Source organism: Trabulsiella odontotermitis, assembly GCF_030053895.1.
GTDB classification, from domain to species: Bacteria; Pseudomonadota; Gammaproteobacteria; order Enterobacterales; family Enterobacteriaceae; genus Trabulsiella; species Trabulsiella odontotermitis_C.
Genome location: NZ_CP125781.1, coordinates 693,055 through 711,339 on the forward strand (window position 1 = coordinate 693,055; position 18,285 = coordinate 711,339).

The 18,285-nt window shown below is 51.7% G+C and carries 14 protein-coding genes and 1 pseudogene; 2 read left to right on the forward strand and 13 right to left on the reverse strand.

What is annotated here, in order from left to right; all coding sequences use genetic code 11:
* Positions 1–45: 45 nt before the first annotated feature.
* The 3 genes from xapA to QMG90_RS03370 form a co-directional block, all read right to left on the reverse strand.
* Complete coding sequence (gene xapA, locus QMG90_RS03360; protein WP_283282717.1) at positions 46–879, reverse strand: xanthosine phosphorylase; 834 nt, start codon at positions 877–879, stop codon at positions 46–48.
* A gap of 239 nt (positions 880–1,118) precedes the next feature.
* Positions 1,119–2,459, reverse strand: a complete 1,341-nt coding sequence (locus tag QMG90_RS03365; RefSeq protein WP_283282718.1) for an MFS transporter — start codon at positions 2,457–2,459, stop codon at positions 1,119–1,121.
* Positions 2,460–2,633: 174 nt separating this feature from the next.
* On the reverse strand, positions 2,634–3,740 hold the full coding sequence (locus QMG90_RS03370) for a tartrate dehydrogenase (protein ID WP_283282719.1): 1,107 nt from the start codon (positions 3,738–3,740) through the stop codon (positions 2,634–2,636).
* 82 nt (positions 3,741–3,822) lie between these two features.
* Here QMG90_RS03370 and QMG90_RS03375 point away from each other — a divergent pair, with 82 nt between their 5' ends.
* Both QMG90_RS03375 and QMG90_RS03380 read left to right on the forward strand, forming a co-directional pair.
* On the forward strand, positions 3,823–4,758 hold the full coding sequence (locus tag QMG90_RS03375) for a LysR family transcriptional regulator (protein ID WP_283282720.1): 936 nt from the start codon (positions 3,823–3,825) through the stop codon (positions 4,756–4,758).
* A gap of 620 nt (positions 4,759–5,378) precedes the next feature.
* Positions 5,379–5,657, forward strand: a complete 279-nt coding sequence (locus tag QMG90_RS03380; RefSeq protein ID WP_283283875.1) for a SymE family type I addiction module toxin — start codon at positions 5,379–5,381, stop codon at positions 5,655–5,657.
* A gap of 73 nt (positions 5,658–5,730) precedes the next feature.
* On the opposite strand, the gene QMG90_RS03385 is transcribed toward QMG90_RS03380, so the two are convergent.
* From QMG90_RS03385 to QMG90_RS03435, 10 genes and pseudogenes are all read right to left on the reverse strand, one after another.
* Positions 5,731–5,958: a hypothetical protein gene (locus QMG90_RS03385; protein WP_283282721.1), complete on the reverse strand. Its 228-nt coding sequence runs from the start codon at positions 5,956–5,958 to the stop codon at positions 5,731–5,733.
* A 240-nt stretch (positions 5,959–6,198) separates the two neighbouring features.
* Positions 6,199–6,294, reverse strand: a pseudogene (locus QMG90_RS03390) (RHS repeat-associated core domain-containing protein); the annotation flags it as partial.
* A gap of 115 nt (positions 6,295–6,409) precedes the next feature.
* Entirely contained in the window at positions 6,410–6,892 is a 483-nt protein-coding gene (locus QMG90_RS03395) for a pentapeptide repeat-containing protein (protein ID WP_283282722.1), read from the reverse strand.
* A complete protein-coding gene (locus tag QMG90_RS03400) occupies positions 6,892–7,794 on the reverse strand; it encodes an RHS repeat-associated core domain-containing protein (protein WP_283282723.1) in 903 nt (300 codons plus the stop codon). Before QMG90_RS03400 ends, QMG90_RS03395 begins: the two co-directional genes overlap by 1 nt.
* A 382-nt stretch (positions 7,795–8,176) precedes the next feature.
* Positions 8,177–8,509, reverse strand: a complete 333-nt coding sequence (locus QMG90_RS22505) for a hypothetical protein (protein WP_283282724.1) — start codon at positions 8,507–8,509, stop codon at positions 8,177–8,179.
* Between the two features lie 19 nt (positions 8,510–8,528).
* Entirely contained in the window at positions 8,529–8,936 is a 408-nt protein-coding gene (locus tag QMG90_RS03415) for a hypothetical protein (protein ID WP_283282725.1), read from the reverse strand.
* Between the two features lie 8 nt (positions 8,937–8,944).
* Positions 8,945–13,285 (reverse strand): PAAR-like domain-containing protein, encoded by a 4,341-nt coding sequence (locus QMG90_RS03420; RefSeq protein ID WP_283282726.1) that lies wholly within the window; start codon positions 13,283–13,285, stop codon positions 8,945–8,947.
* Positions 13,276–14,466: a DUF2169 family type VI secretion system accessory protein gene (locus QMG90_RS03425; protein WP_283282727.1), complete on the reverse strand. Its 1,191-nt coding sequence runs from the start codon at positions 14,464–14,466 to the stop codon at positions 13,276–13,278. The genes QMG90_RS03420 and QMG90_RS03425 overlap by 10 nt, the downstream gene beginning before the upstream one ends.
* 10 nt (positions 14,467–14,476) lie before the next feature.
* Positions 14,477–16,465 carry a type VI secretion system Vgr family protein gene (locus QMG90_RS03430; protein WP_283282728.1) on the reverse strand — a complete coding sequence of 663 codons (1,989 nt, stop codon included), beginning with the start codon at positions 16,463–16,465 and terminating at the stop codon, positions 14,477–14,479.
* Between the two features lie 657 nt (positions 16,466–17,122).
* Complete coding sequence (locus QMG90_RS03435; protein ID WP_000019473.1) at positions 17,123–18,103, reverse strand: IS5-like element ISKpn26 family transposase; 981 nt, start codon at positions 18,101–18,103, stop codon at positions 17,123–17,125.
* Positions 18,104–18,285 lie beyond the last annotated feature (182 nt).

Sequence of the window (18,285 nt, forward strand, 5' to 3'; positions counted from 1 at the left end):
GACGGAGCATGACGCTCCGCCTGTGGAACGATTTCAGGCATAATTTCAGGAATAGTTCTGGACGAACTGGCTAATCAGGCGCACAAAGTCGTCGGTGACCATTGCCGCGCATTTCAGTGTTTGCTCGTGGGAGAGTTCAACGTTGCTCAGCCCTTCCGCCATATTGGTGATCGCGGAAACGGCCAGGACTTTCAGACCACAGTGACGGGCGACGATAACTTCCGGAACCACTGACATCCCCACCACGTCACCGCCCATGTTTTGCATCATGCGGATTTCCGCTGCGGTCTCGAAATTCGGACCCGGATAGGAGACAAATACCCCTTCGTGCAGCTTCAGGTTCAGCTGGCTGGCGGCGTCATGCAACTGGCCGCGCAAACCCCGATCGTAGGCGTTGGCCAGACTAAAGAAGCGCGGACCGAAGCGATCATCATTCGGCCCGACCAGCGGTGTGGAGGGCATGGTGTTGATATGATCGTTGAGCGCCACCAGGCTGCCGGCCGGAATTGCCGGGTTCAGCGAGCCCGCGGCATTAGTGCAGAACAGGAACTCGCAGCCGAGCAACTTCAGGGTACGCACCGCGTGGGTCATGATCCCCATGCCGGCACCTTCATAGAAATGACCCCGACCTTTCATGCAGATCAGATCCACACCATGCAGGGTGCCCATTACCACCTCACCGGCATGGCCGATCACCGTACTGACCGGGAACCCCGGCAACTGCTGGTAGGAGAGGGTGGTTTTGTTGTCCATCCGGTCGGCCAGCACGCCGAGACCTGAACCGAGGATCAGGGCAATACGGGGCTGAAAACCGGGCCGGGCGGCGCGCAGGATCTCTGCGGCTTCGTAAGGGGTGTTGTTAAGTACAGCCTGTGACATGAGAAACTCCAGAATCAGTGGTGATGGCCTCATTCTGGGTTTCCGGCGATTGTGATTCCAATACGATAATTGCGGTAATTGATACGAGTTTTCGAATCAATAAGTGCCGAGGATACGAATTATCAACGGGTTGAAGGCGCAGCCAGCAGATAAGTGCTGCCAGACAGCGAATTTCATGCGGGGAATTTGTGACAAGCTTCACTATGACCGGGCAGCCAGGCTGCCCGGCATCGTTCAGGTTACAGGGCTGGCTGCGCAACAGGCTGGCAGCGCCACATTTTATACAACGTGGCACAGGCCGCTATCAGCGCCGGAACGCCGAGGAACATCAGGATGCTGTCCGCCTGCCACTGCATCGACAGCAACTGCGCGCTCATCATCGTACCCGCCACACCGCCAAAACGACCTACGCCCTGCATCCATGCAATACCCGTGGCGCGACATTGCGTTGGATAAAACGTTGCCGCCAGCGTCTGCATGCCAGACTGCGCGCCGTTCATGGTGATCCCCATCAGGAAAATCAGCCCACCAAACAGCCAGATGTGGCTGTTTTCCTGCGCCATCAGAATGATGAGTAACGTGGTGACGATGAACCCCACCGAGACCACTTTATGCGCTTCCCAACGGTCCATCAGCCAGCCGGCCAGCAGAATACCCGCCGTGCCGCCAAAGGTGAACAACGAGGTGAGCAGCGCGGATTGTTCCATCTGATAACCCATACCCTGCATCAGAATGGGCATCCAGCTCAGCAGCACGTAATAGATCACCAGCCCCATAAAATAGCTCATCCACAACATCAACGTGCCAGGCAGATATCCTGCGCTGAACAGTTGCGAAACGCTGCCTTTCTTCCGTGTTTTTTGCTCTTCGTGCAGCGAAAAGCGGCTAACCTGTTCGAGATTGCTATCCACAAAACGGCGCAGGATCCGTTTGATTTTCTCCACGTTACCGCCGCGATTAACCAGATATTTCACCGATTCCGGCAGCAGCCAGATCAGCAGCACTGTCAGCACTAACGGCGCGACGGCACCAAGCAGCAAGACGCTGTGCCAGCCATGTGCCGGGATCAGCCAGGAAGAGATAGCGCCACCGCCTGCCGCACCAAGCGGAAAGCCGCAGTACATGGTATTGATGGTCAGGGAGCGGCAGCGCTGCGGCGCATACTCCGACATCAACGTAATGGCATTCGGCATGGCGGCGCCGAGCCCAAGCCCGGTCAGGAAGCGCCACAGGGTCAGGGTGTTGATCGACTGTGCATAGGCTGTGCCCAGGCTGGCGAGCCCGAAGAACAGGCAGGAAAAAACCAGCACGCGTTTGCGACCAATGCTGTCTGAAATCGGGCCTGCAATCAGCGCGCCCAGCGACAGGCCCAGCAGAGCAGCGCTGAGCACCGGGCCGAGATCCTGCTTTTTGATCCCCCAGTCGCCGGAAAGCGCGGGCGCGATGTAACCCATCGCCGCGGTGTCGAAACCATCAATCGCCAGCACCAGAAAACCGAGAATAATGATAGTCCAGTGAAACCACGAAAAGCGGCTGTCGTCGATGGCTTGTTGAATGTTCATGTCGCCGGATACGGCCATACAGATCTCCCCTGCCCGAAGTGGATGCTTACAGAATGGTTGTTATGGTTGTGTTGTATTTGCCTGTATATACAGCCGGGAAGAGGAGGGTTATGTCAAATTATGTTTATTGAAATGTTAACTGCGTGTTGTTTTTGAGGGCATCGCAGACCAGGTTGCTCAGCCCTCATAAGATTAGCAATCCAGTCCCCGTCGTTTACTTTGAATGGCCTTGCAGATGGCATCTCCGACCTGTTGTGTGGAGGCCTGGCCTTTCATATCCGGCGTTTTGGGGCCGCTGGCAATGGTCTGCTCAATGGCTTCTAAAATGCCATTGTGAGCCGCGTGATAACGTTCATCACCCTCGCCGAGGAAGTTGAGCATCATCGCACCGGCCCAGATCGTAGCGACAGGGTTGGCAATATTCTTGCCATAAATGTCCGGGGCGGAACCATGTACCGGTTCGAAAAGCGACGGGAAAGTGCGCTGCGGATTGAGATTGGCAGACGGCGCGATGCCGATTGTTCCCGTACAGGCCGGGCCAAGATCGGAAAGAATATCGCCAAACAAATTCGATGCGACAACGACGTCAAAACGTTCCGGCTGCAGGACAAATCGTGCGCATAATACATCGATATGCTGTTTATCCCAGTGAATTTCCGGGTAATGGCTTGCCATGGCTTCAACACGTTCATCCCAGTAAGGCATGCTGATTGCCAGTCCGTTAGATTTCGTGGCTGAAGTCAGCGTTTTGCGAGGACGGCTCTGCGCCAGTTCAAAGGCGTAGCGCAGGATGCGATCCACGCCACGGCGGGTAAACACGGATTCCTGAATCACCACTTCATGCTCAGTACCCGCATTAATACGTCCACCCAGTGAAGAGTATTCCCCTTCGGTATTTTCCCGCACGACGTAGAAATCAATATCTCCCGCCTGTTTGCCTGCCAGCGGGCAGGGCACGCCCGGGAACAGACGCACCGGACGAAGGTTAACGTACTGATCAAACTCGCGACGAAACTTCAGTAGCGATCCCCACAGTGAGACATGATCCGGTACGGTGTCCGGCCAGCCGACAGCGCCAAAATAGATGGCGTCAAAATCTTTAAGCTGCGCATGCCAGTCGTCAGGCATCATTTTGCCGTGTTGCAAATAATACTCACAGCTGGCCCATCCGATCTGTTCAAAACTGAGCGACAGATCCCAGTGTTCGGCGGCAGCCTGCAACACGCGAATGCCTTCTGGCAGGACTTCTTTACCAATACCATCCCCGGGAATAGCGGCAATACGATAGGTTTTCTTCATATCAGCTCTCACTTATCAGTGATGAAAATTGACTTCCTCTCCATCCTATAATTGACTGATTCATAATTAATGCTGCTAACTGGTGAAACATAAAACACAGATCATGAATAATCTCCCGCTGCTGAATGATTTACGTGTGTTTATGCTGGTCGCCCGCCGGGCAGGATTTGCCGCGGCGGCAGAAGAGTTAGGCGTTTCACCGGCCTTCGTCAGCAAGCGAGTTGCACTACTGGAACAGACGCTGAATGTGGTGCTGCTGCACAGAACAACGCGTCGTGTCACGATCACGGAAGAAGGTGAGCGCATCTACGAATGGGCGCAACGCATTCTCCAGGATGTGGATCAGATGATGGATGAACTGTCTGATGTACGGCAAATCCCCCAGGGGACGCTTCGTATCATTAGCAGTTTCGGGTTTGGCCGCCGCGTAGTAGCACCGGCATTATCGGCGTTAGCCCGACAGTACCCTCAACTGGAATTGCGCTTTGATGTCGAAGACCGGCTGGTGGATCTGGTGAATGAAGGTGTGGATCTGGATATTCGCGTTGGTGATGATATCGCACCTAATCTCATCGCCCGCAAGCTGGCAAACAATTATCGCATTCTCTGTGCCTCACCGGATTTTGTTGCCCGTCACGGTATGCCAAAACAACTGAGCGACCTTGCGGCGTTGCCTTGTCTGGTGATCAAAGAACGTGATCATCCTTTCGGCGTGTGGCAACTGCACAGTAAAGAGGGCGTACACTCAATAAAAGTGACTGGCGCGATGTCATCGAATCACGGCGAAATTGTGCATCAATGGTGTCTGGACGGGCAGGGGATCGCGCTGCGTTCCTGGTGGGATGTCAGTGACAATATCGCCAGTGGTCATCTGGTACATATTCTGCCGGATTGCTACCAACCTGCTAACATCTGGGCCGTGTATGTTTCCCGGCTGGCAACGTCGGCAAAAATCCGCACTACTGTCGAGTTTCTGCGAAGCTACTTTCAGGCGCACTATCCGCAGAGTGTGTGGTGACGACATCGAATTTACTGCCTGTTGAAGCTGATTTTTCGTCGTAAGGGTAAGCAATGGCTGCGGGTAGGTAACCTATTGCTGCTGCCCGTCCAGATGGTGTGGGCAATCTGGTCGTTCTGCGTGATGCTGTTGAACAGCGCTCTCCGGCGAAGGTCGGCATCGCTATATTTTATTGTACCGGTAGTGCATGTGGCTTCAGTTCCGTCAGGTCGCCGGGAACCTGTATGGTCAGCTGCCCTGCACCGTATCTTCTGTCAGGTTCAGACCATGCAGAGAATTATGACCATAGTTTGAACACGCTATCTGACACTGGCCCACCATACTACCACCGTAAAATTCTGTCATTACCGTTTCTGGTATGAGCGGAGCATTTTGAAGTTATTCTCAAGGGAAACTGCCGGATGACGCAGGGTTTGAGGCCGGGTGGGATGTGTCAGTGAAGATCTCCGAGGGGTTGTAAGTATCCCCGCATCCTCCTGCAGCCGGTGGAAATGTAACTAATAAGTGGGCGCATCCTCTTTAGTGAGGCCATCCTTTCGACGCCGATATACGCGAAACAACGGGGCCGCTAGCCACAACAACTATTTGAGGCAGTTAATCAAAGCTAAGACAGAGACAAGATTTCCAAAGCCCAGCGCCGCAATAAAGTTGGCTATGTCGGCATCTGTCACACCAACCGTAAAACCAAAATCCCTACCGGATATTCGCACAGCCCCAGCCTGCACCTTAAGGGCGACTGGCTGAAAGATGCGGGATTTGAGGCCGGGCGCGGCGTGACGGTGAAGATTTCAGAGGGGTGCCTGACCATTATCGCCGACAGCGACGAGATGCACGAACTGAGGAAGGAGCTTTATCAGGTTAAACAGGTGGTTAAGGGGATTAAGGATGCGGTTGTTTAGTGGGGTGAACAATAGTGGTTAAATAAAAAAACAAGCCGGGAAGATTTTATAACCTTCCCGGCTTGTTTCTCATTCAAAGATCTGCATTGCTTATTATTATTTCAACATTAATTTCAGATGACTTTTTTAAAAAATCACTAAAATGCTCGTGTTCAAAATTTTCTTTATGTTTTTCTATTAAATAAATTGTATTTTTTAGAAAATCAACCAATTCATTTAATTCAACAACTGATGCTTGCAATGTAATTTCATTCAAAGAAATTAGATCATCACTATCAGAAGCATAACCGTATACATTCATCAGAAAAATCCTTATTTAGGGGGCTCCCAGCCATGCCCTTTAAGCCAATCAATGGCTTTTTTTGCTAGGACTTGGGGTTCCTTTATGAGCATCATGAATACCTCCACTATGATTAGACGATGTTCCATCTTTATAATGGACATGAGGTTCTAGACCTGGAATATGACCACGATCAACTCGAATTATATCTTTTGGCGCCTGACCTCGCTCAACCTATTTTTGCATAGCACCCGGTGACGTTGGTTTACACCTTGCAAGACCTAGCGGATCGATCCAGCTTAACGGATTCGGTGCATAAGCATAGAGATTAACTCCCCCTGCCAGCCCTATCGGGTCAGGATAGCAAATCCACCCGATCGGCGGATCATACTACCAGTTTTACTCGTGCCTTCCTAAAGATGCCATGTCATAGTTCATGCACAAGACGGTTACTCCTATAAAACAGAGATTGCTATACCAATATTAATCCCTTAAGGTCTGCGGAGAAATTTTCAGGCCAAATAGTTTTTTCGTCATAAAATGCATTGTCAAAACTGGCAGTGTCAATACGTTGTGCATCAGAAAAATTAGTACCTCTTAAATCAGCACAACTGAATTCAACACCAAATAAGTCTGTATGGGAAAAGTTAGCATTTCTCATATCAGCTTTAAAGAAGCATGCACCTGATAATTTGGAGTAAGAAAAATCAGTACTTGTCAACACTGAATATGTAAAGTTGACATTCATCAATAAAGCTTCAACGAAAATCGCCCCATCCAGATAGCATCGGGAAAGTTCAGCACTTCGTAGATTAGCATTCATAAAACTAGTTTTATATAAAGAAAGCCCACTAAAGATTGCTGTATGTAATTGACTCTCATCAAAGTTGACCATATCTAAACTATCAAGATCGAATTCTTTTTTTTCGTTTGTCTTAAATTTTATGGTGATCATTAATAATTTCCCCAATCAAACTCATCTACATCGGTTTCTGACATCGGCTTAATATTTGGTACTTGGCTCGGTGACAAACTCCCTGGTGCCGTGTCTGGCATTTTTCCTGCGACTTTACCTGAAACATATCGATGATTCCCCTCGACTACAACATTACCATCAACTTTTATGGGAGGTGCGACATCACCTTTTAGTAATCGATCTACATAGCGTTGAATAGCCGGGAGAGAAACGCTGCCTTGCAGTGTCTGCATGGTGTCGCCTTTCAATGAATTACGAATTATATCAGGTGTTACATCTGCACCGCTATTGACTTTGCACAAACCAAGAGGATCGATCCAAGAGAGTGGGTTAGGCACATACGCATATAAATTTAACCCGCCTCTTAACCCCACAGGGTCCGCGCACAGATACTCCCCTGTTTCGCAATCATAGTACCGGAACCGGTTATAGTACAGCCCCGATTCCTCATCCTCATACTGCCCCGGAAACCGTAACCGGCAGGAGGGCGCATCTTCCTTATTGATGCTTTCCTCCCGGCCCCAGAGCTGCTGCTCACCGCGCCAGACTATGGTGCCGTCTTCCGTCAGCAGCTCCTGTATCCTGCCGACCGTATCCGTTACGGCATAATGCAGTTGTCCTTTCTCATAGCGCGCAACCGGTGTAAAACTCCCTGGCTCGTATATCCAGCGAATGGCGTTTTCATAATCTGGTGTACCGTCTTGGTTAACCGGGATTTCTTCCGTTAACTGGTCACCGTTCCAGTGGAAGTCCATACCGGGTTTGTCGTGGCTGGTACACCGCTTGCTGATACGTCTGCCGGACGGGTCGTATTTATATTCCCAGCGATAGCGCCACTGCTGCGGGCGATAGCCACCGGTATCGACCTGTTTCTCTGCCAACCTGCCGTTAACGTCATATTTTCAAGTGACAGTGTGCGCATTCACCATCTTGAAAAATTTCACGTCCTCCGTTTTGCCAGCCTTCGGGCTGATACGGCGGGTCGTGTGCCGCCAGCCCTCATGTGTCCATGATACCACCCGGCCCTGCTGCAGTTGCTGGTGCGTCTCGCTTTCCAGGACTTCACCGTCGCATCAGCATCACGGGTTTCCACCATGCGGCACAGTGCGTCATGGCGAGAGGTGGTGGTGCTCAGGATACGGGGGGGTGTCGCCCTGTGTAACGGTTTCGTCGGTTAGCTGGTCGGTGACAGTGTACCGGCGGTTCAGGTGCGTGCCGTCCGGGAAGGACGGATACGGCGCCCGGCTGCATCGTAAACGTAAGTCAGCCTGCGTCCGGTAAAGTCCGTTTCAGCAACAAGCTGTCCCGCCAGGTCATATTCCAGGCGGTAACGTTCACCGTCGGGGTGGCTGATTTCTTCCACGCAGCCCTGGGTCCAGCGTGATGCTGACTGTAGCGAAAGTGAACCCGAAGGGGGTCTTTCACGCCCAGCAGATGGCCCAGCATATCCAGCGCGGTGGTCTCCCGCACCTGATGTAGGGCGTCATGGCTAAACCGCCAGTCAGCACCGCCTGGCAGGGCGATGTGACTGATATCGCCCTCGTCGTTATAGTCATAGGTCGTGGTGCGCCCTAGCGCATCGGTATGGGTAAACACTTACCCGGCTTTTATTAACTCAAGATACACGCTGTTTATATTTATCTATAGCTTGAGAACGTACGAATTCACTGGGGTCGTTTTCTGACATTTCTTTCAAGATTGCGAGAGGCAATTTTTTATTAAATGTTAACCTTGATCTAATGCCTTCGTCTGGGTCTTTTGAGAATAATAAGTATATATCCATATCAAGAGGATATTTGGAACAAATTGCATGTCGAACAATAGGATCACTGTCCTTGGAAAGGTAAACTATTATTTCTCTGGGGATAGCTTTATTACGTGCTACCCAGACCCTCATATCCGGATACTTCTCAATGAGCTCAAACCATACTTCGATGGGAGCTCCCTCTATTTTTGCTCTGTTGCATTCAGCAGGGAAATCACTATTCCTTAATTCAATAAACTCTTTTGATGAATTAATCATGGCCGACCTTAAAATTTGACAGATATGCCTTTGCAGGCTTTCTTAGGAATACTTTTCCCAGTGTTGCCCTTATGCTTGTTTGGCATGTAATTACCATTTTTATCAGCATCTGCGATCCACTCTAAGTGAGTAGACTTTTCTTCATAGACTTTGTAGGCAGAGCCACCGTGACCCGTTGTATCTTTAGACCACCACAAACCTGTTCTTCCATCTTTATAATATTTCTCTTTAAAAGGACCACCTTGCAAAATAGCTGTAGTCTTATCGCCATCTATTTGCCAACCAGTTAATCCAAGAGGATCTATCCACCCCAGCGGATTAGGCACGTAACTATAGAGATTTATTCCTCCATTTAGCCCTATCGGGTCCGCACTGATATACTGCCCTGTTTCGCAATCATAGTACCGGAACCGGTTATAGTACAGTCCCGATTCCTCATCCTCATACTGCCCCGGAAACCGTAACCGGCAGGAGGGCGCATCTTCCTTACTGATGCTTTCCTCCCGGCCCCAGAGCTGCTGCTCACCGCGCCAGACTATGGTGCCGTCTTCCGTCAGCAGCTCCTGTATCCTGCCGACCGTATCCGTTACGGCATAATGCAGTTGTCCTTTCTCATAGCGCGCAACCGGCGTAAAACTCCCTGGCTCGTATATCCAGCGAATGGCGTTTTCATAATCTGGTGTACCGTCCTGGTTAACCGGGATTTCTTCCGTTAACTGGTCACCGTTCCAGTGGAAGTCCATACCGGGTTTGTCGTGGCTGGTACACCGCTTGCTGATACGTCTGCCGGACGGGTCATATTTATATTCCCAGCGTTCGCCGTCGGGGGTCTCCAGCCCCGTCAGCTGACTTCGCGCATCCCACCGGTAGCGCCATTCCAGCGGACGGTAACCGCCTTTATCGACCAGCTTCTGTACCAGTCTGCCGTTAACATCGTATTTCCAGGTGATATTGTGCGCGTTCACCACCCGGACAAATTTTCCCTGCTCCGGTTTCCCGGTCTCCGGGTTTATGCGGGAGGTTGTGTGCCGCCAGGCTTTATGCCCCCGGGATGTCACCCGTCCATGCTGTAGCTGCTGGTGGGTTTCATTTTCCAGTACATCATTCACCCGGGTCAGGCGGCGGACAATGTTGAGGTTTTTGTCGTAAGTAAAACGCTCCTCGCACACTGATGTGTTGCCGCTGCCCGTCCAGGTGGTGTGGCTTATCTGGTCGTTTTCCGTGATGCTGTTGAACATCGTCCCGCGCAGTGAGTCCGATATCATCGTCAGGTTGTACGCCCTGTCATACAGCCACTGCCGCGTCAGGCTTTTGTTACGCTCAACCGACCCGGCCTGATGGCCTCCGGCTTTCTGCCGTGCCGGCATTCCCGCTGGTGTGTAATCCAGCGTCTGGTAAAATCCGGCACTGCTGCTGCGGGATGTTTCCTGACCGCGCAGGTCATGCTCAAACATCAGCGGCGCATGGTCAGCTATCTGCCAGGCCGTCAGATACCCCATCTGACTGCGGGTGAAGCATTCTGTGATACCGCCGGTGGTGCGTAGTGAGACCGTATCCAGGGCGGGGTCGTACTGATATTCCGTACGTCTGCCGTTGATGGTCTCAGCCACAACCCTGCCGGCATCGTCATATTCATATTTGACTGTCGCATCGTCGTTTTTCGCCTCCACCAGACGGCACAGCGTGTCATAGCGGAAAGTGGTGGCACTCAGGACACGGTCGCTGTCGCCCCGGGTGACACTTTCATCCGTCACCTGGTCGGTCACGTTATAACGGCGGTTCAGGTGCGTGCCGTCCGGGAAGGTGGTGCGGATACAGCGGCCTGCGGCGTCGTATGCGTAAGTCAGTGTGCGCCCGGTAAAGTCAGTTTCCGCGACAGGCTGCCCGGCCTTGTCGTATTCCAGACGGTAGCGTTCACCTGCGGCATTGATGATGTCAGTCAGCCGGGTGAGTTTATCGTAACGGCATTCGAGCCGTTCACCGTCCGGGCGGATGACCGCCGTCAGCAGGTCAAAGGCGCCGTATTCGTAACGGGTGGTTTTGCCTTCCCCGTCGGTGACGCTTTCCGGCAGCTTTTCGCTGTTCTGCAGCAGCAGTTCACGCACACCGTCCGGACGGTTTATTTCTTCCACACTGCCCTGCCGACCGGCGTGTTTTTTACTGTGACGGAATTGTGTGGTGAAGCCCAGCGGGTCTTTTACACTCAGCAGACGGCCCAGGATATCCTGTTCAGTCTGTGTCACACCGCCGTCCGGCGCGACCGTCTCCCGTACCCGGTGCAGTGCATCGTAATTCCACTGCCAGGTGGCGCCACCCGGCAGTACCTGCCTGAGTAAATCCCCCTGCGCATTGTAGCTGAACTGCTGCACCCGGCCCTGCGGGTCGGTCAGGCTGACCATGCTGCCGTGGTCGTCATAATCCCACTGCCAGACCTGCCGGTCCGGCGTGGTCAGCCGGGTGAGCTGCCCGTCATCGTTATAGTCGTAATACAGACTGTATCCACCCGGCAGGGAGAGATGGTGGATATCGCCGTCTTCGGTGTAGTGATATTCCGTGGTACGCCCGGCAGGGTCGGTGCGGGACTGCAGTTGTGTGTTGTCCCAGACCGTCATTTCTTCCCGGCCCTGCGGGTCGAGGCTCCGGGTGACGAGGCCGTCTTCGTTGTACCAGTAGCGGGTTTCACCGCCCTCCGCATCCAGATAGGTGGTGCATTTTTCTTCATCGTTATAGATAAAGCGGTCGTCGTAATAGCCTTCCGTTGACCGGGTACTGACGGCCCGGCCCTGCGCGTCATAACCGATATCCACGCAGGTTTTGTCCGTATCCCGCCAGCGGGTCATAAATCCTTCCGGCGAGTATTCATGCCACAGATGCGTGAACTGGAAGGTGTCGCATTCCGCCAGAAAACCATTAGCGTCATAACCACAGGTCACGAGACGCTGAGGCTCCGGCGTGACCAGGTCAATGCTCATCAGGTGCTGTTGCTGCCAGTCAAGAGTGAGCGTGTAACCGTCACTGTGGCGGACCTCTGTGAGCAGGGCATCCGTACGGAGAAAATCAATCCGGTTACCGTAACGGTCACGGACAGCAGAGAGCAGCCAGACGCCTTCACCGGCCGGAGAAAACACCTGCGTCCGCTGAGTCCGGCGGTCCAGGAGCGTCAGTTCACCGCGTATATCCCCGGACAGCCGGTAATACGCCTGCCGGGAATTGATGACTTCGCGGAACCTGCCATCCTGAGGAACGGGGTAGTACAGCACCACGCCTTCATGGTCGGTGAAGTGAAGGTTGTTGTCACGGGTCGTCAGGGTGACGGACCATTCATCGGTCCATTTTGCACCGAATATCCCGCCGCCCTGAGCCTGTGAGCGGTAAAAGCGGGAAAGCGTCAGTGGCAGGGAGCCGGGAAGGGAAAGAACGCTGAAGTGCTGCAGGAAATCACCGCGTGCGACATCCACAGGTTCGCCTGCGTGAGTACACAGCTCGCCGGGTGAGAATTCCCCTTCTCCTCCTTTTGCCTTCACTCTCCCCTTTATTCTGGCGCCGTCCATATCCATCCCGCCGGCAGAGCGTAATGCGACAGCGGCAATGATGCCCTGTGCTGCGGTCATCAGGGCACGGTTCTCCGGCGTATCCATGGCATTAAAGGTTTCTGCCGCCTCACCCCCGACCTGTTCTGCGATGTTCCGGGCTGTTTCCGGGGTCATGCTGTAGTAACTGGCCGCACTGAGCATCGCACCCGTCGCCTGGCTGTTTATGACACCATCAGCAGAATGGTCGGTAAAGAAATCACGGACGGATTCTTTTATCGCTTCTGCCGTGTCAGCCATCGCCTGTGCCGTCTGACGCCGGGATTCGGCTTCACGTTCATATGCCTGAAAAAGCGAATCCATAAACCCCTGTTCTTCCGGTGTATCAGGCTCCACTGCCGGGTCTGCACCTGCAGCGGGAACGCCGGCTGCCGGCGGCTGACCGACAATCACGCCGGTCGTATTTCTGGCATTCATCCAGAACGCGTCTCCGTGACGCAAAATCGCCTTTCCACCAGCGTAGACTGTACTGCTGTGCGCCAGTGGCTCGCAGATATCACCCACGGTCCCGCTTTTGATGCCCTTCGCCACCCCCGGTTCATCGCCTCTGGTGTAAGGGACAAAACTCTGCGCCAGCACCAGAAGCGGTTTGCCGTTCGCTTTTACCTCAGGCACGACCTGCACGGCATCGCCCAGGCTGGCGGTTACCGGATAGGGAACGGGGGGGGTCGAGGGACCGATGGGGGTTTTACACACATCAGGCGTGACGGAAATAACCAGCCAGTTAGTGTCCTGACGCGCGATGTAATTTATCGCCATGATGGCATCTTCCCTGTGCTGTAGCGGGCTTCCATCACCCGGACATCTGCGCTGACCGGCAGCAGATAGCGCCACGTCAGTGACACCATGCGTGTGTCAGTGTCAATGTGCAGGGTATCCGTCCACATCAGTTGCGGAATAAGTTCACCGGTATTCATCCGCAGTAATACCCGGGCCTGATGAGGAGGCAGCAGAAAGCTGATGTCGCCGTCCGGGTGAAATCCTGTCAGCGCAATCTCTGTCCCCGGTTGCAAAAACGGGATTTGCTGGTCCTGCGGCGCACAGTTCCAGTAACCGAAATCAAAATCATCTGGTAGATCAGGGTGTTGTATTTCCAGCCACTCTTGATCATAGGTTCCCGCCAGCAGTAAACGTGGCCACCAGGAGCGACCAACTGCGCCAAAACCTGCCGGTTGAAATTCAGGGGTAAACCAGTCGGCTTTTCCGTCAAGGCAGGCTGCAAACTGCCTGAGGGTGAACGGACTAGCCACTGCAATGATGCGGGGGGCTTCGACTTGTGAAACACCACAAGTTTGCAGATACCACGACTGCATATAGCCCAGCCCCAGTGGGTTCACTGGGCAGGTTATGTGCGCCAGAGGCGGGTTTTCCCGGTCTGGGTGTTTCCGACGTTGCTCTTCGGTGAGACGGTATTCTTCAGGAATGCGGTTTGCATATTCGCTGTCAGCTTCCATACGGCATTCGCCGCCAAAAGCGTAGCGGTAATCCAGCGGTAGGGATGTGAATGGCTCCGGCTCAGTTTCATACCATTGTCCAGTAAGGGGCTGGCGCTGGTAAAAGCGTTTCCCCGTCACCCGTAATTTTTTGTCCAGTATTACTTCGCCAGAAGGTGAACGCATCAGTATTGCCGCTGTCATTTCTGACACAGCAATGCCATCCGGTGTGTAAGCTGTTCCGTTAATGATGATGTCACAGGCAGGCTTTAGGGGGGCGAGGTCACTTTCACGCAACACAGAAGAAACGTTCATTTCTCCGGAAAACTTATCCTCAACACAGAGTGGTAATGGCGGGTTTTCCATCAGCTTCGCTTGCCACTGGCCACTCTCGTCTTGCTTCAACTGATAACCGGTTTTCATGACAACAACGCGATGGCGCTCATTATGTTTATCGTCCATCGCATATTCCATTACTGAAAAAGGCGTCAGATTTCTAAATTCCATCCTTCACGCCTCAGTTGATAAATACATCTTTGCCGTTGAGGTGCACGGGGCCACCGGCAGTAAAATTGAAGTTCTGTCCGGAAATAGTAATTTTCCCACTGCTTTCCAGAGTGATGGAGCTGGCTCCGCATTTCAGTTCAATTTTGTCGCCGGATTTGATGGTGGTGATATGAGCGACATCAAGTGTGAAATTCTCCTTAACAGTGATGCTCTGATCTTTTGTTACGGTTTCAGTATCTTTACCAATGACCGTAATAGTCTGATCACCACCGATATTCTTCTCGCGATCTTGCGTGACATTCAGTGTCTGCTTATTCTGCACTGTGATTGTCTGGTCATGGGCTACAGTAACTTTTTGATCATGCCCGCCTTCATTTTTGCCACCCACATTGACTGTCTGACCGACGCCCACCGTGACCGTCTGGTTGTTCTTCACCGTTTCGGTATGGTCGTGGTCCACTGTCGTCGTTCGGTCATGCAGCACCTCGGTTTGCATGTCTTTTTGGGCGTGCATATAGAGTTGTTCTTTTCCGGTGGCATCCTCAAAACGTAGTTCGTTGAAGCCTTCACCTTGGTAAGTTTTTGAGCGGATAGTCATCTGTGTTTTGGTGCCAGGCAGGCTACCAGGCGAGCGGTTATCCTGATGGTAGGTACGACCCATGATGATAGGTTGGTCCGGGTCGCCGTTAAGAAAATCCACAATGACTTCCTGACCAATGCGTGGAATGGCGAGATTGCCGAAACCTGAACCCGCCCACGCCTGCGAGACTCGTACCCAGCAGGAGCTTTCCTCTGTTTTAGGGTTATATCTGTCCCAATGGAATTTGACGCGGACGCGCCCGTGCTCATCACAGAAAATTTCTTCGCCGGTAGGGCCAGTTACGATGGCACTTTGTGGGCCATCAACTCTGGGTTTGGATGGTGATCTCGATCGCCATGTTCTGTCTGCGGGTATGACTTCACACTCGTTGCTGAGGGTTGTACCAGTCCCCTGATTGCCGTGCAGCGCCTGTGGCTGATCTCCAGAGAGTGTGCTACTCACTACTTGCCATTGTCGATTTAATGTGGCAAACGGATGTCCGGCAAGTGTAAATCGGCTACCTGGCCACAACGTTGGCGAATTACTAATGCAATTTGCTGTTTCACTATCATTACGCCATCCCTCAGTCTGGTAGCGAACAAAATCTTCACCATGTTGTTCATCTTTGAAACGACCGGGGTAGTCGAATATTTCATATTGCGGATGTTGACCATTGAGAAACTCACCCTGATGACTGTAATTAGCAGGCCAGCCCGGCCGCTTGAAAGTGAAATCTTGAGTTGTCACCATTGCAGGGCGTATTAATGCGCGATAGCGGAATTCACTCACGCTAGCAGGTGTCGTATCTGTGGATTCATTTGGGTTAAATTTCAATGTGCCTGATACTGGTAATCCCGCTACATAGTCACATAACACCAGATGTTGTTCCGCCTCCTCATTGCTCGGTTGTTCAAAGAAAAAAATCCCTTCCTCTGACCAGAGACGCGTCAGGAATTCCAGATCACTTTCTCCATACTGTACGCAAAATTCTCTTGGAGGGTGTTCTTCATTGAATTGAGGCGACCATTCGGTTATATCATTTTCCTGGAGCAGAATATCAGAGATGGTTTGAATATCTTGCTGTTGGAAAATACGGAAATTATACCGCAAACCTGCGCGCCATAATGGTGGGTGTATTGTCACATGATAGCGCATTTGCCAGTTATTATTTTCACCGAGTAAAACGCTGGTTACAATACCACTCACTTCGCGCAATGGTATATCACCTTGCCATATGGTCAAACAGGCTTTCTTTTCGAGAAAGTTTTCTGCCGTTAAGTTAAAAAGCGAACTGGCTATTTCTACTTCTAATGTGAAAGGAGTTGAATGACTTTGATAAAGAGTAAAGTTCACCACTGCAGTTGTGGTTTCCAACAGGCCATTAATATTAAGCGTAAAGCGTAATCCTTGTCCGAGCATTGTAATCTCCTGTATTTTAGTGTGATAAATGGTAGGCGGAGGTTATTGTTATTGCTTTTAAATTAAGTTAGTGCTTTATTTTTCTCTTGATGGTGCAAACTTCCAGGGACAGGCGTCGTATTCTGCAATACGAAACGAAATTAATAAAAAGGTTGCTATTTAATGTTTTTTTACAGAGCCATATTAATGTTATTAACAAAATAGAAGTGGTGATTTCTTGTAAAGAGAGATTGTGTAAGGAAAAGTTTAATATGAAAAACAGCACGTATGTTAAAACGATCACAATATCAATGAGATATAAAATAAGAAAAATATACAATCCCCATATATTTCCCCGGCCAATGCACCATGGTGCTGGACCTAACATAATGGCTATTATTAACAAAGAAATGAAAGTGATGGCGACATTTTGAAGCATTGAAGTTTTAAAAGTAAAAAGAATGAGTTGTATTCCAATGGTATACACGCCTCCCAGCATGAGGCATATTATGCCGAGAGCGATTGGATTAGGGAAGGTGCGAATAAGCAGGTCATTTCTTCCCAAGCTGACTCGCTGATTAAAATTTCGCGGATCTGGGCCGATTTTTTTCCCGCAAACACATCGAATCAGCCTATTTAGGCTATTTTTTCCACCATTTCTGGCGTTATTTCCGGTTTTTACTGAGATCTCTCCCACTGACGTATCATTTGGTCCACCCGAAACAGGTTGGCCAGGGTGAATAACATCGCCAGTTGGTTATCGTTTTTCAGCAGCCCTTTGTATCTGGCTTTCACGAAGCCGAACTGCCGCTTGATGATGCGAAACGGGTGCTCCACCCTGGCACGGATGCTGGCTTTCATGTATTCGATGTTGATGGCCGTTTTGTTCTTGCGCGGATGCTGCTTCAAGGTTTTTACCTTGCCGGGACGCTCGGCGATCAGCCAGTCCACATCCACCTCGGCCAGCTCCTCGCGCTGTGGCGCTCCTTGGTAGCCGGCATCGGCTGAGACAAATTGCTCCTCTCCATGAAGCAGATTACCCAGCTGATTGAGGTCATGCTCGTTGGCCGCGGTGGTGACTAGGCTGTGGGTCAGGCCACTCTTGGCATCGACACCAATGTGGGCCTTCATGCCAAAGTGCCACTGATTGCCTTTCTTGGTCTGATGCATCTCCGGATCGCGTTGCTGCTCTTTGTTCTTGGTAGAGCTGGGTGCCTCAATGATGGTGGCATCCACCAAAGTGCCTTGGGTCATCATGACGCCTGCTTCGGCCAGCCAGCGATTGATGGTCTTGAACAATTGACGGGCCAGTTGATGCTGCTCGAGCAGGTGGCGGAAATTCATGATGGTGGTGCGATCCGGCAGGGCGCTATCCAGGGATAATCGGGCAAACAGGCGCATGGAGGCGATTTCGTACAGGGCATCTTCCATGGCACCGTCGCTCAGGTTGTACCAATGCTGCATGCAGTGAATACGCAGCATGGTCTCCAGCGGATAGGGCCGTCGGCCATTGCCCGCCTTGGGATAAAACGGCTCGATGACTTCCACCATGTTTTGCCATGGCAGAATCTGCTCCATGCGGGAGAGGAAAATCTCTTTTCGGGTCTGACGGCGCTTAGTGCTGAATTCACTATCGGCGAAGGTGAGTTGATGGCTCATGATGTCCCTCTGGGATGCGCTCCGGATGAATATGATGATCTCATATCAGGAACTTGTTCGCACCTTCCTTAGGGATAGATTGTACATTTAGCGGGCAGGTCAAGTATCCTGCTGGTTCTGGCGAGCATTTGTCCAGCAACTCAATTTGACCGAGTTTTATGGTTTTATCTGCGATCCTTCCA

Bases quoted from the DNA above. Each gene is read 5' to 3' on its own strand.
- xapA (WP_283282717.1), bottom strand. From the start codon at position 879: ATGTCACAGGCTGTACTTAACAACACCCCTTACGAAGCCGCAGAGATC.
- QMG90_RS03365 (WP_283282718.1), bottom strand. From the start codon at position 2,459: ATGGCCGTATCCGGCGACATGAACATTCAACAAGCCATCGACGACAGC.
- QMG90_RS03370 (WP_283282719.1), bottom strand. From the start codon at position 3,740: ATGAAGAAAACCTATCGTATTGCCGCTATTCCCGGGGATGGTATTGGT.
- QMG90_RS03385 (WP_283282721.1), bottom strand. From the start codon at position 5,958: ATGAATGTATACGGTTATGCTTCTGATAGTGATGATCTAATTTCTTTG.
- QMG90_RS03395 (WP_283282722.1), bottom strand. From the start codon at position 6,892: ATGATCACCATAAAATTTAAGACAAACGAAAAAAAAGAATTCGATCTT.
- QMG90_RS03415 (WP_283282725.1), bottom strand. From the start codon at position 8,936: ATGATTAATTCATCAAAAGAGTTTATTGAATTAAGGAATAGTGATTTC.
- QMG90_RS03420 (WP_283282726.1), bottom strand. From the start codon at position 13,285: ATGGCGATAAATTACATCGCGCGTCAGGACACTAACTGGCTGGTTATT.
- QMG90_RS03425 (WP_283282727.1), bottom strand. From the start codon at position 14,466: ATGGAATTTAGAAATCTGACGCCTTTTTCAGTAATGGAATATGCGATG.
- QMG90_RS03430 (WP_283282728.1), bottom strand. From the start codon at position 16,465: ATGCTCGGACAAGGATTACGCTTTACGCTTAATATTAATGGCCTGTTG.
- QMG90_RS03435 (WP_000019473.1), bottom strand. From the start codon at position 18,103: ATGAGCCATCAACTCACCTTCGCCGATAGTGAATTCAGCACTAAGCGC.